This window comes from Terriglobales bacterium (genome assembly GCA_035567895.1).
Classification (GTDB): domain Bacteria; phylum Acidobacteriota; class Terriglobia; order Terriglobales; family Acidobacteriaceae; genus Gp1-AA112.
Genome location: DATMPC010000006.1, coordinates 85,042 through 109,512, shown reverse-complemented (window position 1 = coordinate 109,512; position 24,471 = coordinate 85,042). Strand labels below are relative to the sequence as shown.

Annotated in this window: 22 protein-coding genes; 10 read left to right on the top strand and 12 right to left on the bottom strand. The window is 55.5% G+C overall.

Going from position 1 to position 24,471, the window contains the following annotated elements; genetic code table 11:
* Positions 1–63 precede the first annotated feature (63 nt).
* From mnmG to VNX88_01575, 4 genes are all read left to right on the top strand, one after another.
* On the top strand, positions 64–2,028 hold the full coding sequence (gene mnmG, locus VNX88_01590) for a tRNA uridine-5-carboxymethylaminomethyl(34) synthesis enzyme MnmG (protein ID HWY67321.1): 1,965 nt from the start codon (positions 64–66) through the stop codon (positions 2,026–2,028).
* Between the two features lie 216 nt (positions 2,029–2,244).
* Positions 2,245–2,739, top strand: coding sequence for a 5-(carboxyamino)imidazole ribonucleotide mutase (gene purE / locus VNX88_01585; protein HWY67320.1), 495 nt, complete (start codon positions 2,245–2,247; stop codon positions 2,737–2,739).
* A complete protein-coding gene (gene purK, locus VNX88_01580; GenBank protein HWY67319.1) occupies positions 2,736–3,875 on the top strand; it encodes a 5-(carboxyamino)imidazole ribonucleotide synthase in 1,140 nt (379 codons plus the stop codon). Before purE ends, purK begins: the two co-directional genes overlap by 4 nt.
* A gap of 93 nt (positions 3,876–3,968) precedes the next feature.
* Positions 3,969–4,211 carry a hypothetical protein gene (locus tag VNX88_01575; protein HWY67318.1) on the top strand — a complete coding sequence of 81 codons (243 nt, stop codon included), beginning with the start codon at positions 3,969–3,971 and terminating at the stop codon, positions 4,209–4,211.
* A gap of 28 nt (positions 4,212–4,239) precedes the next feature.
* On the opposite strand, the gene VNX88_01570 is transcribed toward VNX88_01575, so the two are convergent.
* The 4 genes from VNX88_01570 to VNX88_01555 all read right to left on the bottom strand — a co-directional run bounded on the left by VNX88_01570 (position 4,240) and on the right by VNX88_01555 (position 8,201).
* A complete protein-coding gene (locus VNX88_01570) occupies positions 4,240–5,046 on the bottom strand; it encodes a DUF3037 domain-containing protein (protein ID HWY67317.1) in 807 nt (268 codons plus the stop codon).
* 17 nt (positions 5,047–5,063) lie between these two features.
* Entirely contained in the window at positions 5,064–6,068 is a 1,005-nt protein-coding gene (gene glk, locus VNX88_01565; GenBank protein HWY67316.1) for a glucokinase, read from the bottom strand.
* Positions 6,065–7,597, bottom strand: coding sequence for a glucose-6-phosphate dehydrogenase (zwf, locus tag VNX88_01560; protein ID HWY67315.1), 1,533 nt, complete (start codon positions 7,595–7,597; stop codon positions 6,065–6,067). Before zwf ends, glk begins: the two co-directional genes overlap by 4 nt.
* Before the next feature lie 124 nt (positions 7,598–7,721).
* Entirely contained in the window at positions 7,722–8,201 is a 480-nt protein-coding gene (locus VNX88_01555) for a DinB family protein (protein HWY67314.1), read from the bottom strand.
* A 108-nt stretch (positions 8,202–8,309) separates the two neighbouring features.
* Here VNX88_01555 and VNX88_01550 point away from each other — a divergent pair, with 108 nt between their 5' ends.
* From VNX88_01550 to VNX88_01540, 3 genes are read left to right on the top strand one after another with little or no spacing between them, the layout of a single operon-like run.
* Positions 8,310–8,642 (top strand): PadR family transcriptional regulator, encoded by a 333-nt coding sequence (locus tag VNX88_01550; GenBank protein ID HWY67313.1) that lies wholly within the window; start codon positions 8,310–8,312, stop codon positions 8,640–8,642.
* Positions 8,533–9,213, top strand: a complete 681-nt coding sequence (locus tag VNX88_01545; protein ID HWY67312.1) for a permease prefix domain 1-containing protein — start codon at positions 8,533–8,535, stop codon at positions 9,211–9,213. Before VNX88_01550 ends, VNX88_01545 begins: the two co-directional genes overlap by 110 nt.
* Positions 9,135–11,324 carry an ABC transporter permease gene (locus VNX88_01540; protein ID HWY67311.1) on the top strand — a complete coding sequence of 730 codons (2,190 nt, stop codon included), beginning with the start codon at positions 9,135–9,137 and terminating at the stop codon, positions 11,322–11,324. Before VNX88_01545 ends, VNX88_01540 begins: the two co-directional genes overlap by 79 nt.
* A gap of 123 nt (positions 11,325–11,447) precedes the next feature.
* Here VNX88_01540 and VNX88_01535 read toward each other — a convergent pair whose 3' ends face one another.
* The 3 genes from VNX88_01535 to rmuC form a co-directional block, all read right to left on the bottom strand.
* On the bottom strand, positions 11,448–13,481 hold the full coding sequence (locus tag VNX88_01535; protein HWY67310.1) for a M13 family metallopeptidase: 2,034 nt from the start codon (positions 13,479–13,481) through the stop codon (positions 11,448–11,450).
* 145 nt (positions 13,482–13,626) lie between these two features.
* Positions 13,627–15,351 (bottom strand): glutamine--tRNA ligase/YqeY domain fusion protein, encoded by a 1,725-nt coding sequence (locus VNX88_01530; protein ID HWY67309.1) that lies wholly within the window; start codon positions 15,349–15,351, stop codon positions 13,627–13,629.
* An 87-nt stretch (positions 15,352–15,438) separates the two neighbouring features.
* Positions 15,439–16,869: a DNA recombination protein RmuC gene (rmuC, locus tag VNX88_01525; protein HWY67308.1), complete on the bottom strand. Its 1,431-nt coding sequence runs from the start codon at positions 16,867–16,869 to the stop codon at positions 15,439–15,441.
* A 337-nt stretch (positions 16,870–17,206) separates the two neighbouring features.
* On the opposite strand from rmuC, the gene VNX88_01520 reads away from it, so the two are divergent.
* From VNX88_01520 to VNX88_01510, 3 genes are read left to right on the top strand one after another with little or no spacing between them, the layout of a single operon-like run.
* Positions 17,207–17,791, top strand: coding sequence for a sigma-70 family RNA polymerase sigma factor (locus VNX88_01520; GenBank protein HWY67307.1), 585 nt, complete (start codon positions 17,207–17,209; stop codon positions 17,789–17,791).
* Positions 17,788–18,309 (top strand): hypothetical protein, encoded by a 522-nt coding sequence (locus tag VNX88_01515; protein ID HWY67306.1) that lies wholly within the window; start codon positions 17,788–17,790, stop codon positions 18,307–18,309. The genes VNX88_01520 and VNX88_01515 overlap by 4 nt, the downstream gene beginning before the upstream one ends.
* On the top strand, positions 18,306–18,833 hold the full coding sequence (locus tag VNX88_01510) for a periplasmic heavy metal sensor (GenBank protein ID HWY67305.1): 528 nt from the start codon (positions 18,306–18,308) through the stop codon (positions 18,831–18,833). Before VNX88_01515 ends, VNX88_01510 begins: the two co-directional genes overlap by 4 nt.
* A 167-nt stretch (positions 18,834–19,000) precedes the next feature.
* On the opposite strand, the gene glpK is transcribed toward VNX88_01510, so the two are convergent.
* The 5 genes from glpK to VNX88_01485 form a co-directional block, all read right to left on the bottom strand.
* Positions 19,001–20,494 carry a glycerol kinase GlpK gene (gene glpK / locus VNX88_01505; GenBank protein ID HWY67304.1) on the bottom strand — a complete coding sequence of 498 codons (1,494 nt, stop codon included), beginning with the start codon at positions 20,492–20,494 and terminating at the stop codon, positions 19,001–19,003.
* Between the two features lie 63 nt (positions 20,495–20,557).
* Positions 20,558–21,154 carry a hypothetical protein gene (locus VNX88_01500; protein ID HWY67303.1) on the bottom strand — a complete coding sequence of 199 codons (597 nt, stop codon included), beginning with the start codon at positions 21,152–21,154 and terminating at the stop codon, positions 20,558–20,560.
* A 188-nt stretch (positions 21,155–21,342) separates the two neighbouring features.
* Entirely contained in the window at positions 21,343–22,707 is a 1,365-nt protein-coding gene (locus tag VNX88_01495) for an FAD-dependent oxidoreductase (GenBank protein HWY67302.1), read from the bottom strand.
* A gap of 108 nt (positions 22,708–22,815) precedes the next feature.
* The gene (locus tag VNX88_01490) at positions 22,816–23,445 is read right to left on the bottom strand and encodes a LysE family translocator (GenBank protein ID HWY67301.1); all 630 of its coding nucleotides are present in this window, start codon (positions 23,443–23,445) and stop codon (positions 22,816–22,818) included.
* A gap of 391 nt (positions 23,446–23,836) precedes the next feature.
* Positions 23,837–24,334, bottom strand: coding sequence for a thioredoxin family protein (locus VNX88_01485; GenBank protein ID HWY67300.1), 498 nt, complete (start codon positions 24,332–24,334; stop codon positions 23,837–23,839).
* Between the last annotated feature and the right edge of the window lie 137 nt (positions 24,335–24,471).

Genomic DNA, 24,471 nt, shown 5'->3' with positions numbered 1-24,471 from the left:
GAGGGGGTGCCAGGACCAGGGAACAGCGAATCACCTGTCCCTTGTACCCTAGAATAGATACAGATGTCCTTCACTGAACAATACGACGTGGTCGTGGTTGGCGCTGGCCACGCGGGCTGCGAGGCGGCAGTGGCGTGTGCGCGTATGGGGCTGAAGACCGCGCTCTTTACGCTGAACGCGGATCTGATCGCGCAGATGTCGTGCAATCCTGCAGTTGGCGGCATTGCCAAGGGACATCTTGTCCGCGAGGTTGACGCGCTTGGCGGCGTGATGGGGGAAGTCACGGACGCAGTCGGCATCCAGTTCCGCTTGCTGAATACTTCGCGCGGCCCGGCCGTATGGTCTCCGCGCGCGCAGTGCGACAAGCAGCAATACCGACTGAAGATGCGCGAGGTACTCGAGAGCCAGCTGAATCTCTATATCAAGCAGGCGGAAGTAGCTGAGCTCATCGTTGAGGAAGGAAACACAGCCGAGGGCGGCTGTGCCACAGGATCAAGAGTCACTACTGGAATCAAACTGCGCGATGGACGTCGCGTTCACGCTGGTGCAGTGGTCATAACAACCGGAACATTTCTCAACGGACTGATCCATTGCGGCGAGCAAACGTATCCTGCGGGACGTTCCGGCGAACCACCATCGCAATTGCTCGGGGAGTCCCTCAAGCTCCTTGGCCTGCGCGGATGCCGACTGAAGACCGGCACACCTCCCCGTCTTGATGGGCGTTCGATCGACTGGTCACGCTTCGCCGAACAGCCGGGCGACGACGATCCCACTCCGTTCAGCTTCCGCACAAAGAAGATTCAGCAGAAGCAGGTGCCGTGCCACATCGCGTTCACGACGGAAGAGACGCATCGCATCATTCGCGAGAACGTGCACCGCTCGCCGATGTATTCGGGACAGATACAGTCGATTGGCCCGCGCTATTGTCCGTCGATTGAAGACAAGATCGTCAAGTTTCCGGACAAGCTGCAGCACCAGCTCTTCCTCGAGCCCGAGGGATTGAACACGCACGAGATCTACGTGAACGGTATGTCGACATCGATGCCGATCGATGTGCAGCTCGCCGTAATTAAGTCTGTTCCCGGATTGGAAACAGCGGAGATGCTGCGGCCGGGATATGCAATCGAATACGACTCCATCGATCCCACGGAACTTGAGCGTACGCTCGAGACTAAGAAGATCGCGCGCCTGTTTCTGGCCGGGCAGATCAATGGCACTTCGGGCTACGAAGAGGCGGCCTGCCAGGGAATCATGGCGGGCATTAACGCCGCGTTGAAGGTCAAGGGCGAGAAGCCGTTCATTCTGGATCGCACAGAAGGCTACACCGCGATCCTGATCGATGATTTGATCAGCAAAGGAACGAACGAGCCGTATCGCATGTTCACTTCGCGCGCGGAGTTCCGCCTGCAATTGCGAATCGACAACGCCGACCGGCGGCTCACGCCTTACGGACGAAAGCTTGGCTTAATTTCCGACAACGCCTGGCGCGACTATCTCGCCAAGCAGGAGCGCGCGTCGGCGATGCAAAGGGTGCTCGAAACTACTAAGGCAGATCTCGAACAGGTTAGGAAGACTCTGCCAGGCAAGACTGCGGCTTTCAGCAGCGCTGCAGGACAAACCTATGCGCAATTGCTCAAGCGCCCGGAGTTGGCCATCGAGGACTTTGCGCCCTTGCTGTACGAACTGCTGCCATCGTTCTTCGAAGCCTGTAACGCGACTGAATCCCACCTTTCTTCGCAGGCTCGAAATGAACTGAAATCGATCGAGACCGAAATCAAGTACGCTGGATATTTGCAACAACAACAGCGCTCCATCGACCGGCTGAAGAAGGCCGAGGAACGCTCAATCCCAGAATGGTTCGACTACTCGCAGGTAAGCGGCCTGTCGCGAGAAATGAACGAGAAACTAACGCGAGTGCGTCCAAGGACATTGGGACACGCCAGCCGCATCCCCGGCGTCACACCGGCGGCCGTTTCGCTGATTAATGTGTACATAGAGATTCAGGCAAAGCGGATGCAAGTGAGATGAGCATTCGTTCGAAGCGACAAGACTCTCTTTTCACCACGGACTCACGGAGTACACGGAGAAGATGGGAAAACAAATTCCAATGATAGTTATCCCGTCGCGTATCGTAACTTCAAAATCATCGGAAGGAAGTTCACCCAAGGGTTTCCTCCGTGCACTCCGTGCCTCCGTGGTGAAATGGTTTTTTGCAGGTCGGACCACAAGCGCCAAGGATCATTCATGACCTCTACCCCGCCACTAGTCGGCGTCATCATGGGCAGTCGCAGCGATTATCAGGTTCTTGAACCTGCGATCGAAATCCTGCGCGAATTGCAGGTTCCGCATGAGAAACGCGTCGTCTCCGCGCATCGTACTCCCGACTGGATGTTCGAATATGCCTCGACGGCGGAGAAACGAGGGCTGCAGGTGATCATAGCCGCCGCCGGCGGGGCTGCGCATTTGCCCGGCATGGTGGCATCGAAGACTATCCTGCCCGTTTTGGGAGTCCCGGTTCCGGCAACCATGCTCAACGGAGTCGACTCGTTGCTTTCGATCGTCCAGATGCCGAAGGGCGTTCCGGTCGGCACCCTGGCTATTGGGCAGCCCGGAGCAGCGAACGCGGCTCTGCTGGCAGCGTCAATTTGTGCACTCAACAATCCTGATCTGCGCGAACGCATTCGCGCGTGGCGGCTTGCGCGGCAAAAAGAAGTGCTTACCATGGAGCTGCCTTCGTGAGCGCCATCCTTCCCGGCGCGACGATTGGCATTCTCGGCGGCGGACAGCTTGGGCGCATGACTGCAATGGCTGCACGTTCTCTCGGATATCGAGTGCAAGTGCTTGATCCTGATCGCTCGTGCCCTGCAAGCTTTGTAGTCGATAGCTGCTTTACTGCGTCGTTCGATGACGCTCATGCTGCCGCCGACCTCGCGCGTGGCTCCGACGTCGTGACGCTTGAGATTGAGCAAATTTCGCTGTCAAGTCTCGAAGAAGCGGCTCGACATGCTCCTGTGAGGCCGGAAGCAGCGGTGTTGAAAGTAGTGCAAGATCGGATTCGCCAGAAGAGCTGGCTGCAGAGCAGTGGCTTCCCGATTGGGGAATGGCGACCGATAACGAACGTTCAGGAACTTGGCGCTGCTGTTCAGCAATTCGGTAGGGACTGCTTCATCAAGTCTGCTTCGGGTGGATATGATGGCCGTAGTCAGATCCGACTGCAGCCATCCGCTACTGCCTCTTCGGCAGACGATCTTTGGAAGTTGCTTGGCTCGCGGCCCTGTGTGGTAGAGCGCGCATTGCCTCTGGAATGCGAGATCTCTGTGTTGGTTGCAAGGCGTCCGCATGGCGAAGCAGTTGTCTACTCACCGGCACTAAACCATCACGAAGATCAGATCCTCGATTGGTCGGCAATTCCCGCTTCGCTGCCGGCCGATCTATACAAGCAGGCGACCGATCTGGCGCTGCAGATTTCGCAACAGCTTCAGGTTGTCGGACTGCTGGTGATTGAGATGTTCCTGCTGAAGGATGGAAGGCTGCTGGTGAACGAACTGGCGCCGCGTCCACACAATAGTTATCACGCCAGCGAGCGAGCATGTGTCACGAGCCAGTTTGAGCAGGCAGTGCGCGCCGTTTGTGATCTGCCGCTCGGCGATGTCACTGTAATCAAGCCTGCGGCGATCTCGAACTTGCTCGGCGATGTATGGCTCGGCACGCATCCGCCGGCGTTCGATCGCGCATTGGCGATCCCAGGCGTGCGCCTGCATTTATATGAGAAGAGTGTGCCCCGTCCGGGACGAAAGATGGGACATCTTTCCGCGATTGGAGACACCCCACAACAGGCCGTGGATCGCGTGCTTAAGGCGCGAGCCGCATTGTAACGGTCGGACTGGTTACCTGGCTGTTACTACTGGAACTTGTAGGGGATAAACTTTGAGAAGAAACTAGGGTTAGTAGGCTTTAAGGAGTCCGAAATGGAGAAGAGCCCCACTCTCATAATCTCGGTTCCTGATGGAAGTTCCTCGCCGGTTGCCAAGTGCTCGGCCTGCCATCAGACGTTTCCGCTAAACACGGCCGCAACCATGGATCCCCTCGCGGGACAGCGCGAACTCAAGGGTGTGTTCGAAGCTCACGTGAAAGACAAGCACAGCTGGCGCGCTGATGGAAACGAAACAGCTGCGATGCGCCTTCGCGAAATGATGAAGGACTTCGAGTAATTCCCATACTGGGAATCCCCCTTTAAAATTACAAGCGAAGCTCTTGACGGGCACGCTCCGCCAACATCGGTAACTGATTCACGGAAGCAACCTTAATCGAACTCTGTTCCAGTGTCTGAATCGCGAATTGGATCGCGTCGTCTTCCCGATTTAGACCATCTTCAACAACGGCTGTCAAATCTGTCTTCGCGTGCTCCACGCGCGCGATTCCTTCAGACAGCGATGGATAACTAAATGCGAGAACCTTAGCCGAATCGGGTTCAGCCGCGAGTGAAACTGCATGAAAGAGTCGTATGACTCCGTTCGGACGATATCCGCAATCGATCTTCAACGGATCGCCACGATGCGTGTACTTCGCTGCCTTGACTTTCTTGTTGAGCGCATTCCACACGCCTGCGGTTTCAAATGCCATGCGCATTTCGGTGACGATTCGTTGTCGCGCGCCGAGACGCGCTTCGCGCTGCGGCTTCCCACGCTCCAGATAGGTTTGGGCTAGACGTTCGAGATCCTGCGCTGGAGATTGGGACAACATCGCGCTCGGCTGACTCAGTTGCAAGGCATTCGAGAGCGTGTCCTGCAGCCGATAGACGATTTGCTTTCTCGATTCGGCACTGCTGTGTAGTTGCCGCCGAATGTCGGATTCCAGCGCCTCGAGAATATCGACATCAGCCTGCGGATCGGCACAACGCACTCTTGCCCAATCTCGGGTGAAACGTACGTCAGCAAAATTGTCGTTGCGCCCAAGAAGCAGCACACCGATGTTGACGAACTCGTTCTTGAAAGGATCTGGAACGTAGCGCATCAGGAGAAAGTCGCATTGTGTTGAGCTTTCCATCACTCCTCAAACACAGCTTACGCCCATTGCGCGCTGCCGAATGCCTTTTGCAGGCAAGCGTAACGCGCGGCGCCGAGCAAGCCAGCATCGTCGTTGAGCACAATCTTCACCGGCATTGATTCGAGCAGTGGCCGCATGCGTCCCTTATCGAAGAATGCTTCAAGAAACTCTGGTCCTTTCATTAGGGGAATGTTCTTGGCAGCGATACTTCCTCCGATGAAAATGCCGCCGAGCGACATGAACTTGAGCGCACAGTTGCCCGCCTCAGCCCCGTAGATGCTCACGAAGATCGACATTGTCTGCTCGCAAATTGGAGCTTTCTTCTCTAGCGCAAGCTGCGAGATCACCGCTGGCGGATCTTTGCTTGCACTCATCTGCTCGCGCAGCCATGCAGCCTCTTCGGCTCGCTTAGTGTCACGAAGGAATTCGTAAATGTTCTTGATTCCCGGTCCAGCGAGTACTCGCTCGAAGCTAACCGTCTTGTGTCGCGCCAGTAGGAATTTCAGCAGCTCAATCTGGACTTCGTTGCGCGGAGCAAAGTCGCAGTGTCCGCCTTCGCAAGCGAAAGGATGTTGACGAAATCCGTCCCAGAGAAGACCAGCTTCGCCAAGTCCTGTGCCTGCGGAGATCACAGCAGTGTTGCCTTCTGCGTCCTCTGATCCCGCATAGAGTGTTGCGAAGTCTTTCGATTCGAGTGAGTCAAGACCATAAGCGTACGCCTCGAGATCGTTGATAAGACCAACTGCCTTGAGGTTGAGTTGTTTTGCAATGTCTTTCGAGTCGATCGTCCAGGGAAGATTCGAAATTTTGCTTCTCCCGCTGCGCACCGGTCCGGCCACGGCAAAGCAAGCGTTCTGCGCAGGAATGCCTTCGCGCCGCACGAAATCGCCGACAATGTCGGCGAGGCCTCTGTAGTCCTGGCTGTCATAGACCTTTTCGACTACCAGTGGAAACTTGTTGCCTTCTGGTCGAAATGCCGCAACGCGACTGTGTGTTGCTCCGATGTCTCCAGCGAGAATCATGCGATTGTCCTCCACTTGCGGCCATCGCGCTCCAGCAGGTCGTCAGTCTCTTTCGGCCCCCAACTTCCTGCAGGATAATTCGGGAACTTGCGTGGCGAGACCGCACGCCACACGTCGAGCACCGGATCTACGACGCTCCATCCAGCCTCGACCATATCGGCGCGTTGAAAGAGCGTGGGATCGCCGATCATGCAATCGTAGAGCAACACTTCATATCCGGTCTTTGGTTCCGATTTGAAATAGGTGGCGTATTCGCAGCTCATGTTTATCGAGCCTACGCGCACGGTCGATCCTGGAATCTTTGCTCCGAATGTAAGCATCATTCCTTCTTCAGGTTGGATCTGGATCACTAATTGATTGGTTCGGAGTTTGTGGCCTGCTGTGTCTTGAAAGATCTGTAGCGGCGTCTTCTTGAATTGAATCGTAATTTCGGTATGGCGTTCGGCGAGACGTTTACCAGTCCGCACGTAAAACGGAATGCCCGCCCAGCGCCAGTTGTCGATCGCAAGCTTCATGGCCACGAATGTTTCTGTACGCGATTCGGGCGAAACACCCTGTTCGGTTCGGTACGCAGGAACGCTCTGCTCTCCAACTCTGCCGGCACCATATTGCCCGCGGACAGTGTTGTGGAGAACCTCATCCGGATGAAACACCTTGATCGCATGCAAGACTTTGGCTTGTTCGTCGCGCACGGCCTCCGGCTTGAACGATGCAGGCGGTTCCATGGCAGTGAGACTTATGAGCTGCATGATGTGATTCGGCACCATATCGCGCATTGTGCCGACATTGTCGAAGTAGCCTCCGCGCCGCTCAACGCCAACCGTCTCCGCATTCGTGATCTGCACATGATCGACGTAGCGATCGTTCCATAGCGGCTCGAAGATGCTGTTGCTGAAACGGAAGACCAGCAAGTTCTGAACGGTCTCTTTGCCTAAATAATGATCGATGCGATAAATCTGATTTTCGTTAAGTACGCTCTGGATCTGCGTATTTAAGGTCTTGGCGGATTCCAAGTCGTGTCCGAACGGTTTCTCGATAATGACGCGACGCCAACTTCCGGTCTCCTCGTGCGCGAGGTGATGACGCCCCAGTTGCTGCACGATCTCGGCGAAGAACTTTGGAGCGGTTGCCAGGTAGAAGAGGTAGTTTCCCTGGGTTTCGCAATGCTTATCGATTTCGCCGAGCTGCTTGGCGAGGCAGAGATAAGTATCGTCGCTCGCGAAGTCTCCGCGTTCATAGTAGAGACGCTCATTGAACCATCTCCACGCTTCGGTGGTGTGGTCCTCCTTGTCCAGGAACTGCGTAACCTGCTCGCGAAATGCGTCTGGGCTTAAGTCGTCGAGCGATACGCCCACCACAGCGAAGTTGGCCGGCAGCAGATTGTCTTTCGCGAGGTTGTAGAGCGCAGGAACAAGCTTACGTTGGGTGAGATCGCCAGCTGCGCCGAAGACAACCATCACGCACGGGCCAGCAGGCTTATCAGTTGGATTGAACTCGTCTTCCAGGTTGGCTATCGCTGTCGTCGCCATCTAGCCTCGTCGAGAATCGGAAGAGCATTGTAACCTGCGTCGTGTGGTGCATCAGGAACTTTGAGAGTTGTTGATTCTCTCGCCCAGTGGGGCTGAAGAAGGTCTTGTTCCCAGAATTTCCTCGCTATGCCTTCGCGCCGTACGCAGTCGGAAAGCGATTGCCAAGTATCTGGTTGAGATGATGCTTCATGTGCTCGACGTAATCGGTAGCGATCCAGAGAAGTGTCACCGGAGGACGACCTGCGATGCTGCAGGACGCTTTCTCGCACGAGGCCGGCAGCTGCCCGATGACGTAGGCTAAATAGCGGTTATACGCGGACCACAGCTCTACCAGCAATTCCCAACCGGCGACGTTGGGATTCTGTACTGCAACCATCTTTTCCTGTTCGTAGCCAGGAAACTCCAGACTGCCCTGCGCCGCAGCGCGCACAAAGCGCTGATGATTATTTGCCGCTGAGTCGATCAGATGGCCAAGAATCTCTTTCTTACTCCACTTTTCAGGAGCCGGACGAAAAGTGGCGTCCACATTTCGAATTTGGCGGAGCAAAGGCTCGCAGCCCAATACCGTTTCCGACAGGTCAGCGGCAATTGCAGGAAAACTCATGCGCAAAAGCCTAGCAGAGGCTGAAGCGCTGAGCCAAAAGCTAGAAGCCCTCCCCTTGTGCTTCTACAACACGCACGCTATTCTTCTGTAGAAGCGCAAAAGGAGCATATGTCCGAGACTCGCATCGATCTTCCCCAAGGCACATTGGATCTATTGATCCTGAAAACGGTCACTCTCGAACCACTGCACGGATGGGCGATTTCCGAGCGAATTCAGCAGATTTCAAAGGAAGTCCTTCAAGTGCAGCAGGGTTCGCTCTATCCCGCATTGCACCGGCTCGAGCGTCGTGGCTGGATCAAGGCCCGCTGGGGAGCGTCGGAAAACAACCGCCGTGCGAAGTATTACGAACTTACTCGGGCAGGACGTAAACAGCTGGAAACCGAGCAGGACTCGTGGCGAAAGCTCACGACGGCTGTGGCCCACATTCTTGAGACTACATAGGAGACTGCCCGTGCTCAGCGATGTGATATTCCGTTTACGTTCTCTTTTTCAGCGCGAACGGGTGGAAGAAGAGATGAACGAAGAACTGCGCTTCCACTTCGAGCGACAAGTGGAGAAGTACGTGGCCACAGGCCTTTCCCGCGAGGAAGCGAAACGTCGTGCTCGTCTCATGATTGGCGGAGAAGACAAGGTCAAAGAAGAAGTCCGTGAAGCGCGCGGTGTTGGCTTCGTCGAAACTCTCATTCAGGACCTCGGCTATGGCGTGCGCATGCTGCGCAAGAATCCAAGCTTCACGGTTGTCGCCATCCTGACGTTAGCCCTCGGCATGGGAGCGACTACGGCGATCTTCTCCATTGTCGACGCTCTTTTACTACGTCCTCTACCCTACAACGATCCTGCCAGCCTCGTCGTCGTTTGGGAGAACAGCATCAAACATTCCCACCCTCACAACGTCGTCGCGCCCCGAATTTTCTCGATTGGCAACGTCAGAATTTGGTTTTCGAGGGCATGGCTGCAATGGCAGACACGCGCGCAAACCTCACCGGCAATGGCAACCCTGAGCAGGTTGTAGTTCAGAACGTAACGGCTGGTTTCTTCCGGGTTGTGCGTGTAAATCCCGTTTTGGGCGCCGGATTTACCGAAGAGAACTGGAAGAAAGGTAGCGACGATGTAGTAATTCTGGATTACGGCTTCTGGAAGGAACGCTTTGGCGGCGATCCTTACCTGATCGGTAAGACCATCGACATCGACGGAAAGCCCCACGTCGTCGTCGGTGTCGCTCCGAAAGATTTCACTCTCTATGTGAAGGATGGATCTCTCACAGGTGCGAAGCCGCAGATGTGGGCGCCATGGGCGGTTCCTCAATCGTTTGGCGATCGCAAACAAGGTATTGGTCGTTATCTCACGGTAGTCGCGCGCATGAAGCCAGGGGTGAAGCTGCCGCAGGCACAGGACCAGATGAACACCGTAGCCACGCGACTGCAGCAGCAGTATCCGGATACGAATACGCACTGGGGCGCCACGGTCGTTTCCATACGTGAGCAATTGTCAGGCGACCTGCGGCCTGCCCTCGTTACGCTGTTCTGCGCTGTTGCCTTCGTGCTGCTCATTGCGTGCGCGAATGTATCCAGCCTTCTGCTGGCGCGCGCGGCCAAGCGAGAGCGGGAGATCGCGATTCGGACTGCTATCGGCGCGAGCCGTTGGCGCGTTGCTCGGCAGCTGCTGACTGAGAGTCTGCTGCTCGCGATCATTGGGGGCGCCCTGGGACTGCTGTTTGCAGTTTGGGGCACTAATGCACTGCTCGCCGCGAGCCCGAAAGGCCTCTTAGGATTGAATTCTGTCTCTGTTGATGGGAAATTGCTGAGCTTTGCTGCTGCTGCAACTTTGCTTTCGAGCTTGCTATTTGGCTTCTTGCCTTCCTATGTCGCTTCGCATTCCCCTATTGCAGAAACTTTGAAAGAGGAAACGCGAAGCTCCGCGAGTGCACGACGCGGCGTTGTGCGACATGCGCTGGTTGTAGGCCAAATGGGACTGGCTCTTGTCCTGCTCGCGGGTTCGGGATTGCTCATTCGAAGCTTTATTCGCCTGGCCGGCGTCAATCCTGGATTCGAGAGCCGTAACCTGCTCACCTTCCAGGTGGCATTGCCACGAACCAAGTACGCAAAAGATGAGCTTCAAGTGGTTTTCTTCAATGAGTTCCTGAATCGAATTAGCCGCATTCCCGGTGTGCGCTCTGTAACCATGGAGAATTACCCTCCACTTACTGGACTAGGAGCGGCCACCGGCGTCCACATTCTCGGCCAGCCTCAGCTTTCGAAATCCGAGGGTCCCGTTTCGGGAGTCAGAGTTGTCGGTCCAGATTATTTCCACACAATGGGGATTCCTATTCTGGCCGGACGAACTTTCAATGACGCAGAGCTGCATCAGACACGTCGTGTTGTGATCGTGAATCAGGCATTTGTCGATAAGCATCTGCCGGGAGAAAACCCGCTGGGCAAGAGAGTAGTGATCTATATGCGCGACGAGAAGGTCGACGATGAGAATCCGTCGGAGATCATCGGCGTCTGCGGCTCCGTTCGCCAGATGAGCCCTGGCGAAGAGCCCAAGCCGAATGCATACTGGCCAATGCCAGAGCTGCCCTACTCGCGCATGACTGTCCTGACAAGAACGTCAAATGATCCGTTGTCTCTGGTGCCTCCCATTCGACGTGAACTGCGGCAAATGGATTCGGAATTGCCAATGGCTTCCATCGCTAGTATGGATCAGCTTCTGGCCGATTCCTTGTCGCGTTCTCGTTTCATGATGTTTGTGCTCGGAGTGTTTGCCGCAATCGCGTTAGTGCTCACCGTCGTGGGAATCTATGGTGTCATCGCGTACAGCGTGGCCCAGCGCACGCACGAGATTGGAATTCGTATGGCCCTCGGAGCACAACGCAGAAACGTCCTTAGCCTCGTGCTCGGAGAGGGAACGCGACTTACATTGATCGGCGTCGGTATTGGGATCGTTGCGGCTGTTGCCTTGACGCGACTGATGGGTAGCCTGCTTTATGGAATCAGCTCTACCGACCCACTTACCTTCGCCGCTGTCATTCTGACGCTCGCAGCGGTCGCTTTTCTAGCAACCTTCGTTCCCGCACGCCATGCAACACGAGTGAGCCCGGTGGTTGCGTTGAGATATGAGTGATGCCTGCTAAGGAGTTAAGACCGGAGCGAACACGAAGGTCACAAAGGCAAAGAGAAGGTCACGGAGAGATGCGTCGTGACCTTTTGCGTTTCCCTCGTGACCTTCGTGTTCGCCTCTTGGTCTTCACCAGATCGCGCAGCGTTGATCTGCTGGGCGAACCATCGGATCGCTCTCTTTGCATGAGAACGCTTTCTGGAATTCGGGCATGTTGCTCATGGGCCCGATGACACGATACTTGCCGATCGGATGCGGATCGGTGAGCACCATCTGCCGCTGTGTCTCCGGACGAATCTCATCTCCTCGGGCCTGACCCCAGGCGATGAAGTACTGTTGTTCAGGCGTGAATCCATCGACATTTTCGGGACGTGGTTTGCCCTCCATCGATTTCTCGAGAGCGAGGTAACCGAGACGTAGTCCGCCTAAATCCCCAATGCTCTCGCCAAGCACTAGCTTGCCGTTGTGGTGCATTCCGCCTTCAATGGAGTAGCTGTTGAATTGATCAACGACGCACTGTGCGCGTGTCTGGAATGTTCTGTAATCGGCAGGCGTCCACCAATCGTGAAGCCGTCCGACCTCATCGAACTGCGCGCCTTGATCGTCGAAGCCATGGGAGATCTCGTGCCCGATGATCGGTCCGATTGAACCGTAGTTCACCGCGTCGTTGGCTTTCACGTCGAAGAGCGGCGGCACAAGAATGCCGGCGGGGAAAACGATCTCGTTCAGTAGCGGATTGTAGTAAGCATTCGAGGTTGGTGGCGTCATGCCCCAGCGGCCGCGATCGATTGGCTTACCGATCAGATCGAGATCGTCCCGGACAAGGAACTTCGACGCTTCGATCACATTCCCCATATAGGAAGTGCGGGTGATCTTTACGCTGGAATAATCCTTCCACTTATCGGGATAGCCGATCTTCGGATTGAAGGTCGACAGCTTGAGCAGCGCCTTTTGTTTTGTTTCGGGACTCATCCACGTGAGCTGCTCGATATCGTCATGCAAGGCAGCAAGAATATTCTTTACTATCTCTTGCACACGAGTCTTAGCTTCAGGCGGAAAGACCTTTTCCACGTACTTCTTGCCAAGCGCCTCACCAAGCAGACTGTCTTCAGACTCCGCACAGCGTTTCCAGAGTGGCTTCATCTCCTGTGCGCCGTTCAGGTACTTCTGATTGAAGGCGAAATCTTCGTCGACGAACTTTGAAGAGAGATAAGGCGATGCAGTGCGCAAGACGTGCCAAGTGAGATAGGTCTTCCAGTCGGCAATAGGAGTATTTGCGAGCTGCCTGTCGACTTCAGCGAGAAACTTAGGTTCTCCGACGTTGAAGGGAACCTTGCTGTCAACTTTCAGATCGGAGAAGTAACGCTGCCATTGAAGGTTTGGACTGAGCATCTGCGCATCGGCCACCGTCATCTTGTGATCTGTCGCCTTGGGATCGCGTAGTTCGACGTTGGTCAGCGATGCTCCGGCAAGTGCGGTCTCCATCTTCATCACGGTTTGCGCAGTCGCATTTGCCTCTGCGGCGTTTGACCCAGCAAGCTGGAAAACCATAGCAACGTGTTCCAGATACTTTTGGCGTGTTTCCTTCGACTTCTCGTCGTCTTTGAAGTAGTAGTCGCGATCGGGCAGACCGAGTCCGGACGCTTCGAAGTCGGCGATCACGTTTGTAGGTTCGTGCCGGTCGGGATTCGATCCGAATGCAAAGGGCGCGAACAGAGCCTCTTCGTTGAGGTGAGTAATGACCTTTTGCAGATCGGCACGGGACTTCATTGACTTGATTAAGTTGAGATCAGGTCGTATCGGCTCAATTCCCCGTTGCTCGATGGCCTTCTCGTCCATGCACGCGCCGTAGTAGTCGCTGACTAATTGATCGGTTGAGCCAGGCTTTGTCTTCTCTGATTGCTTGGCAGTCTCTTCGAGAATGCCGTGTAAGACATCTTTGTTGGTCTCGCCCGATTCCCAACGTCGACTCCAGCGCACCATGCTTGGTGGAATTGGGTTCTGTTTACGCCACGCGCCATTCGCGTAATCAAAGAAGTTGACGCAAGGGTTGACCGATTTGTCTATGTCGCCGACATATACGCCTCGGAGGGCTGAATCATCGGCAGCAAACAGCGCCATCGAGAAGAGCGCGACGACGGTTACAGGATTGAGTAGACGCATTTGGGCTCCTATGCGCTCGTCTGAGGTTTAGGCAGTGGCGCAGTATTTCATCTTTTAGACGTGCCATTCTGTGGCAGGCTAGCGTGCTCCGAACGACAGGACATCACAAACGCACAACAATGCGAGATCCGGGCACCGCGACTCGTCAGGCGCTTCGTTTTTCCACCTTCGCCCACGTATCTTTGAGGGCGACTGTACGGTTGAACACTGGGGCGCCAGGTTTGGAGTCAGGATCCACGCAGAAGTAACCCAGTCGCTCGAATTGATATCGAGCACCGGAACCAGCATTCGCGAGTGATGGTTCGAGCTTGGCATCGCGAATGACTTCGAGCGAGTTCTGGTTCAGGTTCGCCGTCCAGTCTTTGCCTTCTTCGACTTCGTTGGGATTTTCTTTCAGAAATAGATTGTCGTAAACGCGCACCTCAGCATTGATTGCATGGGCAGCCGACACCCAGTGGATCGTGGACTTCACTTTGCGTCCGTCAGGGGCATTGCCGCCGCGTGTCGCCGGATCATACGTACAGTGAATTTCGACGACTTCGCCACTCGCGTCCTTCACCACGTTCGTGCAGGTGACAAAGTATCCATATCGCAATCGCACTTCACGCCCCGGTGAGAGCCGGTAAAAGTGCTTTGGCGGATTCTCGCGGAAGTCGTCGCGCTCAATGTAGAGGACACGCGAGAGCGGGACTTTGCGCGTGCCGGCGCTGGCGTCTTCCGGGTTGTTGATCGCGTCCATCTGCTCGACTTGCCCTTCCGGATAGTTTTCGATCACCAGCTTCAAGGGGCGCAGCACAGCCATCACGCGCGGCACACGTTTGTTGAGATCCTCACGGAGAAAATGCTCGAGCATCGCCAGCTCGATAATTCCGTTTGTCTTTGACACGCCGATTGAGTTACAGAAGTTCCTCAGCGCTTCAGGTGTATATCCGCGGCGGCGGACTCCGGAGAGCGTGGGCATGCGAGGATCGTCCCATCCGCGCACGTGGCTGTCGTTCACGAGCTGCAGGAGCTTGCGCTTACTCAGGAGCGTATAGGTTAGGTTGAGGCGATCAAATTCGATCTGCTGCGATGGAAAGATGCCAAGCTGCTCGATAAACCAGTTGTAAAGCGGTCTATGATCCTCGAACTCCAAGGTGCAAATCGAGTGCGTGACCTTCTCCAGCGAATCCGACTGGCCGTGCGCAAAATCGTAGAGCGGATAGATGCACCACTTGCTGCCGGTACGGTGATGGTCGGCGTGGAGGATGCGATACATCACTGGATCGCGGATGTTCAGGTTGGGAGACGCCATATCGATCTTCGCGCGGAGCGTGCGCAATCCATTCGGGAATTCTCCCTTACGCATGCGCTCGAAGAGATCAAGGTTCTCCTCGACGGAACGGTTCCGAAATGGACTATTCTTCCCCGACTCGGTTAGAGTTCCGCGCGTCTTGCGGATCTCGTCAGGGCTGAGATCATCAACATACGCTCTACCGGCTTTGATCAGTTGCACGGCCCACGCATAGAGCTGGTCGAAGTAGTCGGAGGCATAGAACATCCGATCTTCCCAGTCAAAGCCGAGCCAGCGCACGTCGCGAATGATGGAATCTACATACTCCTGCTCTTCTTTTTCCGGATTGGTGTCGTCGAAGCGGAGATTGGTCTTGCCGCCAAACTCGGCTGCCAGGCCGAAGTTTAAGCAGATCGCTTTTGCATGGCCGAGATGCAGATAGCCGTTGGGCTCGGGAGGAAAGCGCGTTTGTACCTTCCCGCCGAACTTGTTGGTCTCGAGATCCTGAACAATGATGTCCCGAATGAAGTTCGACTGAGGGGCTGGAGCGGCTGGTGTTGCGGCCGCGGCTTCGGTTGCTGGATTCGCAGGGGTCATTATTCAATACACGGCATTAAACGCGCGGATTGCCCGGCGCGAAAGGGTCCTATATTCATTATGCCGTACTCAGCGCGCTCTGCGGGGCTAGGAGGGCTTTCCGCTGCTTTCTGTGAGTGCAAGGCGGTTGAAGTCCAGAGGCTCGTTGCCGGATTCGGATTGCTTCCACTCTGGAGACTGGAGCGGGCGGGTCAGGTGCTCTACGAATTCCAGCTCCGGGAGTACGTCGCCGGCAGATGCTCCAAGCTGTTCGAACCTTCGAGCTGCCGGAAAAGCGCTTCTTTCGATGGAGCCGATGACCTGATTGTAAGTAGCTACCGTGCGATCAATGTTGTCTCCCAACTTGGAGAGATGGGTTCCGAGCGTGACCAGCCGGGAATAGAGCAAACGACCAATGGCGCTGATTTCTTCGGCGTTCTTGGCGAGTTTGTCTTCGCGCCAGCCACAATGCACAGCCTTCAGCAAAGCGATCAGCGTGAGTGGTGTCGCAAGCAGGACTTTACTCTGCGCAGCGTCATCTAGCAGCGTGGCGTCCGCCTGGAGCGCGGCGCTTAGTAGCGCCTCGCTGGGCATGAAAGCTACAACGAAATCGGGTGAGTTGGGAAACTGCTGCCAGTACGCCTTCGAGGCCAGATCATCGACGTGCTTGCGAACTTGCGCCGCGTGCTGTTCCAGATGAGCGCGAACTTCCTGCTCCTGATCGGCGTTGGCGGCCTTGGTGAAGGCATCCAGTGACACTTTGGCATCGACGGCGATAACCCGACCGTTCGGCATATGCACGACTAGATCGGGACGCAGTCGGTTGCCGTCGTCATCGGAGAATGTCTTCTGCGATTCGAAGTGACAATGCTCGATCATGCCTGCGAATTCGACTACGCGACGCAACTGCACTTCGCCCCAGTTGCCACGCACCGTGGGACGCTCCAAGGCCCGCGAAAGGCGTCGCGTTTCATCAGAAAGGCGATGCTGGAGATCTACAAGCGACGTGATCTGCTGTCCGAGGGCAGCCTCGGCTTGCTTGCGCTCAACATCGCTGGAGCGAATTTGCTCATCGAGCGTCTTGAGCGAAGAACTCGCGGTCGCGAGCAGAGCTTCGATGGCTTCCTTCTTCATGCCCAGATCGCCGGAGGCCATCTTCTGCTCCTGCTCGAACTGATTTCTTGCAAGTTTCAGAAACTCGGCCGTGTTTTCTTTGAGCGCTCTTGCGGCGAGCAGATCAAAGGATTCGGACAAGCGCTGCTCGCTCTGTTGCACCAGCGCCAACTTGTCGATAGCCGCTTGGCGTTCGGCCGTGAGCTCCGCCTTTACCGCGGCTAATTCATTTGAGCGGGCAACCAACGCCGCGTCCTTTTCGGCGAGCACCGCGGCACCTCTTTGATACTCAGACTGAGTCTCCGCAAGGCGCCTCTCCAGGTTCTGGATGCGCTCCGCAGCCACCGCCATCCTGCTGCGCAGGAAGAGATAAGCGCTGGCAATACCAACGAATAGTGCAACCGCACTGGCGAAAAGCAGTCCCATTCGGCACCCACTCCGAGGCGAATCTTAGACGAAAATACCACGAAAGCATGGCGACATTGCAAAGAATTTCCCTGTGGAATTAAGGGAATCAAGGCTGCGAACGGAAAACGAGACACGAATTGCACGGATTTAACGGATTACACGGTTGGGCGGGGAAGCTGGGAAAATAAACATGTGCGGAACAGATTTCCGGAGTGCAGGTGCGGTTCCTACTAGATCCGTCGGTTCCGTGAAATCCTGGAAATCCGTGTCTTGTTTTTGCAGCGAAAAAAGCTGCTACGTAAACCGAGATGGTAGAAATTCGTCCATATCAAGTGACGGGAGCTCATCGAACCAGATGAATATGGTGCAGGCGGCAGCCCCTGCGGGAGCGAAAACCGAGGCAGAGTCGCCCTTCGCCGATTTCGACGAATTCATACGCCTTTACCAGCAGCGGGTGTATCGCCTCGTGCTGGCGCAGACGAGCGAACCTGACCTGGCGGAAGAGCTTACGCAGGAATGTTTTATCCGTGCCTTTCAGAAGCAGAAGGGTTTTCGCGGGGATTGCCAGGTGTTTACGTGGCTGGCGCGGATCGCGATCAACCTCGTGCGGGACCATTTCCGCAACCGCCGCTTTGCACTTTGGCGGAAACTGATTCGCTTCGATGCTTCCGAGCCGGAGCAGAGCCAGGCGGAGCAAGTTCCCGATCCAGCATCGACTCCCGAGGAGCATTTGCTGCGGCGCGAGCGCCTGGAACGCGTCTCGCAGCGGATTCAGCGGCTCACCACGCCGCAACGAGAGGCCCTGCTGTTAAGCGCGGTAGAGGGCATGTCGATAGAAGAAATTTCGCGGGTAACAAACCGCAGGCCGGGCACGGTCAAGTCGCATCTGCACCGGGCGATGATGAACTTGCGCAATTGGCGGGAAGGGGAACAGCAGTGATTTCCATTCATCTCAGTGACGAAGAACTTACAGCGGCCGCGGCTGGCGAACGTAGTCCGCGGACGGCGGGTCATCTAGAGATTTGCCCGCAGTGCTGGGAACAGATGTCGATCTATCGCGAGAGGCTCGCGAGCTTGAAGCAGGATGTTTGCTACAGCGGCGGCCGTTCAGCCATCGACTGGGGACGACAGTCACGCAACATTCAGCAGAGAATTTTGGAGGCACAGATCAGGAAGACTGCTGGACGCAATGTCAGCTTTGCGCTGGCAACCTCGGCGCTGGCGGTTATCCTGGCAGTTTTTCTGCTATTGAATTTCAGGGGTACTACGGCGACACGGGACGTTTCTACTGTCATCTCTGATGCAGCATTGATCAGCGACATCGAAGCTCACCTCAACCAGGATCTGCCCGAGGCATTGCAGCCCGCCAGCCTGCTGGTTGGAGAAATGGGCGGACTCGAGATCGAAAGCACGAATCACAACGTTTCGCACGAACGCACAAGGACTCAACAACCATGAAAACACTCTCTTACTGTTTAAGCTTGCTCCTACTGACAATCGGCATCGCAGCGGCGCAAAGCGACAATACGCCACCGCCCGACAAAGGCCCTCATGGGCGCGGGATGCGAATGCCTGGCATGGTCGGAATGCCGGGATTGGGACACGACTGGTGGCGCAATTCCGAGATTGCCCAGGCCATCAATCTCAGTGACACGCAGAAGGAAAAGCTCAATCAGATCTTCGGAAATCATCGCCCCAACTTAATTAAAGCGAAGGGAAACGTCGAGATAGAGGAAGGAAAGTTGAGCGATCTGTTGGAGCAAGATAAGCCAGATCAGAACGCCGTGCTTCAGCAACTGCAGGCGCTTCAGACTGCGCGCAACGCGATGGAAAATGAGTTTACGCTCATGTCACTGCATTTCCGTAATGAGCTCACGCCTGATCAATGGAAGAAGCTGCAATCGGTCACGAGAGAAAGAATGGGAAAAATGTTCAGGATGCATCACGGCGATGGTCCCGGCGCTCCACCCCCACCGCAGTAACTCAAGTTTGCACTGCCCCTTGGCCCTGCCTTGCAAGCAGGGCCGTTTTTATTTCGGGGAAGGGAGAATAGCCAATAGGAGAATAGCCAATAGAAGCACTGGAGGTGGGTTCCAAGCAGTCGTTGCTTTTCGCCTCCTGATTTGCAGAGGGCTTCCGAGGTTCCGTTCTATTCCACCCACTCCATTGATCTCGTCACAGCCTTTTTCCAATTGCGGTAAAGAGTTTCGCGATTGGCAGACTCCATCTGCGGCTTCCAGCGACGATCAACCGACCAGGTGGCACGAAGTTCGTCGAGGTCTTTGAAGAATCCGACAGCGAGTCCGGCGGCGAAGGCAGCGCCTAAAGCAGTGGTCTCCTTCACATGCGGCAGCACGACTTCCCGATTCAGGATGTCTGCCTGGAATTGCATGAGCAGATCGTTCCCAACCATGCCTCCGTCAACGCGAACGACATCGACTGGCTTTCCGCTGTCGTATTCCATGGCCTCTACGACTTCGCGCGTCTGAAATGCGGTTGCTTCAAGGACGGCGCGAGCGATGTGTCCTTTGTTCGCGTAACGCGTGAGGCCGGCGATCACGCCGCGAGCGTTGGCCTTCCAATACGGTGCAAATAGTCCAGAGAATGCAGGCACGAAGTAGACCCCGCCATTGTCGTTCACAGTGCGCGCAAGGGTCTCTATATCGCCGCTGGATTGGATTAAGCCGAGGTTATCGCGCATCCACTGCACCAGGGCGCCGGTGATGGCCACGCTGCCTTCGAGCGCATAGTTCGGCTGCTCTTTCCCGAATTGATAGGCAACGGTTGTGAGAAGTCCATGCTTCGAGAGTACCGGTTCCTTGCCAGTGTTCAGCAAGAGAAAGCATCCCGTACCGTAAGTGTTCTTCGCTTCTCCAGGATGAAAGCATGTTTGGCCCACAAGCGCGGCTTGTTGATCTCCAAGAACTCCGGCGAGCGGAACTCCGTCCAGCGCATGGAGACACACCGCGCCGTATTTCTCCGAGCTGCTACGAACCTCCGGCAGGATTTGCTTCGGGATCTCGAAAGTCTGGAGTAGTTCGTCGTCCCAGCTGCAGGTCCGGAGGTTCAGCAGTTGCGTGCGGCTGCCGTTCGTCACATCCGTGAAGTGTGCTCCTCCGTAGGTGCCACCGGTGAGGCGCCATGCCAGAAAGCTATCGATCGTCCCAAAGAGGATCTCTCCCGCCATGGCGCGACTGCGTAATCCGGGAACATTGTCGAGCAGCCAACGGATCTTCAGGCTACTGAAGTAGGTGGAGATCGGCAGACCCGTCTTGTGTCGAACTGAGTCTCCGGTGGCTGCAAACTGCGGAAGGTACTGTTCAGTGCGAGTGTCCTGCCAGACAATTGCATTCGCAACGGGAGCACCCGTTTTCCGATCCCAAAGCACGGTGGTTTCACGTTGGTTGGTAATACCGATCGCGGCAAAGTCCTTGGCTCCAAGTGCGCGCTCTGCCATAGACTCTTCAATCACTTGAAGCGTGCGGCGCCAAATTTCTTCCGCGTCATGTTCCACCCATCCTGGACGAGGATAGATCTGCTCATGCTCGCGCTGCGCAGAGACGACGATCCGTCCGGAGCGGTCGAAGACGATGAAACGTGTGCTGGTGGTTCCCTGGTCGATGGCGCCGATGTAGGCAGACATAGTGGGACAGAATACAACCACCATGCTGTGAGAAAGAATGCCTCCTGGGGGCGGGGAGGGCGGCTAATTTGCTTCTTGCGCGAGTCGCTGGAGTAGTCCGAGCGGCGCCGGTACCACGGCCCCCCGCGGCTTCTTGTAAAAAGCCCAGAGCAAGGAAGGCTGGACGTACTTTACCGCTCCTGTTGAATCGAGTGGACGGGAGCCAAGGAGGAGGAGGGCTTCAAATCTGGTTCCGTTCGTAAATTCGATGTTGGCCTGCGCGCAGACTGGAACGGAATCGGGGTGTCTCCGCGGTGTGGCGCAGTTGTTTACATCCCAACGCAGTCGGGAGTATGCGCCTGCCGCTCGCGGTATCCAGTAGCCAGCAGATTGATGCGGAAGAGAGGAATCGAGCATCGACACCGGAGCGTTCTTCGCGTAGTTGATGATCTCCTGCTCCTCGCCCGAACGATCTTTGGGGATCGCTTCAAACGCTGCTCCAGCTGCGCTGTTTTCAGGAAGAGGCGCAGCCGCTGGCGTCGGTGGTGGAGCGCTCGCGTAAGTGGGTGCCGCGACGCTTGCTTCTGCGGAGTTCGATTGACCGTTGGCCTGGCGCAACATGAATATGCCAACGGCAATCGCCACCACAGTTACAAGCAAGAGTGCCTGGTCTCGACTCACACACAAATTATTGTGCTGTTTGTGAGCTAGCGGAAGTTACTAACGGGAATAGTCATGTATGCCGGGTACCCTGCTGGAAACTGTCCTTTTGGACGCACATCCAGACCGAGTGCCCGCCTAACATATTGAAAATCCGGCGATATGGCCACGCTTTCTGTCGACAGATACCGCCTCTTCGGGAACAACCATCAGCTTGAGGCGCTCGCGACAGCACCGCCGGAGCGCTCTTTTTGTTCGTCGATAGCGGCCAACATGGCTTCATCTTCGGAGAACTTGAACCAAGAGATTCCCTTGGCGCGCGCTTCCTCTTCCTCAGCTTTGGCCAGGTGCTCGAGATCGGCCTTGTCGACAACGCGAACGCCTTTGGACTCGACGGATCGTCTTATCTCTGCCGGAGTGGCTGATTCCCTTTCGGGAAAGCTCTCCAGATACTTAAGTACGTGAACGGCGCCAACCTCTGCATCATGGCGTGCAATGCCAACCAGTCCTTCGCTGGCTTTACGCGCCCAGCCAACAACGTAAACACCTTCCATCGCGCAGTCTCGGTCTTTGTCATAGACCTCATAAGCCGCGCGCAGTGGATCGCTCGTATCGAGATTAATGAGATAGCCTTCAGGTCCGCAAGGTAATCCGACGCTCGGATCGGCGGCATCGCCGATCGCGAAGATCATCGTGTCTACTTCCAGGTCGGCATTGCGCTCTGTAGCTTTGCAGGCCATGTTGCCATCGCGTTGCATGAGAACGTTCTCGCTGACTCGAAGCCGATTAATCCGGCTCGTGGCGTCTGTATGAATTGAAGACGGTGAGCTTAAGAACCGAAACAGCAGACGTCCTGGACCGGGACGTTCAGATGCAGGCTTTGACAGAATGGGAAACGTGTCTTCAGACACTTTGTTGATGTCCTGACCGACTGCAGCCAGTTGTGGCTGAATTCGCTGCAGCTCCTGCAGGAAGGCTTCGCGGTCGAGATACTTCTCTACAAAAGCGAACTCTTTCTGATCGAACTTTGCCTCGAATGGGCCGCGTCGCGCGACAACAATGACTTCCTCCGGTTTATCCACAGCATCGACTAGCAACCAGTGTGCGAGATCGACGGCGACGTTCCCCATCCCGATCACGGCGACTCGCTTGCCCGTGGAGAAGTCCTGCGACGCAAACGGCGGTAACTGGTTGTAGAAATACACGAAGTCTTTGGCGGAATAGACGCCGCGAGCGGAACTGCCCTCCAGGCCGAGCTTCTTGGTTCCTTGTGCGCCTACGGCAAAAACAATGGCTGAAGGATTGAACTCCTGAAGTTCATCGATGCAGAGGCAGCCCTGTTCTGCTATGCACACGTGCCCGAAGTAGTGGACATTGGGCAAAGAGAGAACCTTCGCGAACTGTTTACGCAGTCCGACCTTCATCTTGTCTTTTGTGGGATAGATTCCGTATTCGGCTAGGCCGCCGGGTTTGATATCGCGATTAAGGATGACAACCTGATGACCAGCTTGCGCGATTTTTTGTGCTGCAAAGAGCCCTGCCGGTCCCGCGCCTACGACGAATACCGTCTTCATTCGTGGGTTTTCCTCGGTTCAGCCTACCTGTCGATCTGCTCGAAAGAGTCTTGCTTTGACAGGTATTCTCACCGATGTTGAGTGCATTTTCCAGCAGGATACCGGATATCACCTGCGTTCCATCGCCAGCCGCAGGCCAAAGGCAACCAGAACTGCGCCAGTAAATGCCTCCAATTTACGCCTGACCGATGGCCGCGTGAGAATCGCGCTCATTCGATCCAGCAGCATCGCGTAGCTGCACAGCCACATCAATCCCATCAGGACGTGAATGGTTGCGAGGAACAGAGACTTGCGAAGAACGTTCTCGCCGGGCGCGATGAACTGCGGCAAAAAGGTGAGGTAGAAGATCGCTACTTTCGGATTCAGGAGGTTCGTGAACAGTCCTTCAATGAAGCTGAACCAGACGCCACGTCTTTGCTCGGCTTTGAATGCAACGCTCTGTTCAGCGAACGGCTTACGTGCCGCCCACAACGCTCGAGCACCGATGTACATAAGGTATCCCGCGCCAGCCAGCTTCACCCACTCATAGAGGCGAGCCGATTCACGCAGAACAACCGAAAGTCCCAACGCCGAGGCGGTAGCGTGGCATAGGCAGCCAAGACAAATGCCAAAGGTTGTGAAGAATGCGGCCGTGCGTCCCCGAGTAATTGCGTTTTTTGTGACGAGACCGGTATCGGCTCCAGGGATGATGGTCAGCAGCGCAGCAATGCCAAGGAAGGCGACGAAGCGAGAGTCCATGAAATTCCTTGTCTGATTACCTAACGATGGATAGTCAGAATCCTGAATCAGCTTCTTTGTATTGTTACAGAGCCCTTTAGATTGACCTTCAGAAGACTCGGAAAAGAAGACAGGAACACCGAAAATAAGAGGCAAGAGTGCAAATACAACCGAAAAATCGTTCGAATTCTGCCCAAAACCTGAAGAATTCCCGTTCCCCGGCAGGGATCTAACAGGGATCTGACTCATTTTCCGGCCATTCCACTCAGGACAAGACAGTTAACGCCAATTCCTTTGGGATTCGAAAAATTATCAGGGAATTATCAGAGAACTATCCGTTCCAATTTGGGAAGGGTTTCGGCGAAGCTACTCTAGCAGTCAAGAGGCTGGCTATGGCTCTGGAACCTCCGCCTCAAGTCTGTTTCGGCTTCCAGGTATCCAGAAACTTCACAATCACCTGCGGATCGGTGCTCCTGGCCGACTCGAACTCTCCGGTCGTGTATAAAGCGTGTCCCTTGCTGTCCAGAACAGCGAGCGATGGTACGCCCTTCTCGATCGGAATGTTGTACTTCTTCACCAAGTCCTGGTTTTTGTCGTTGCGACCGATGTCCACGTGCACGACGTGATAGTTCTTGTCGATGACGGGTTGAATCGCTGCCTGATGAAAACGGTAGTCGAGGGCAAAGCAGTCAAAGCACCAATTCGCGCCAAAGACCAGGAGGACGTGTTTATGGTCCTTGCCCGCTGCAGCCAGTGCCTCGGCGATCTCCTTCTTCGCATCCGCGTTGTCCGGATAAAGCTCGCGGAGCTTTGAGGACACCTGGTCCTTGGTAAAGGATTGAGCATGCAGTGCGGCAGCAAGACCGCCGAGCATTAGGACCAAAACAACGGCGATACGAGTGGTACGCATACCAACACTATGACGCGCTTAGTGGGCAATAAGCAACAAGGTAGAGACGTAGCATGCTGCGTCTCCTCCAAGGCGGTCATCCCGTTATACTAACTTGTTCCACATCAACAGCGATTTTCCTCTGTTGTGGCCAGCGA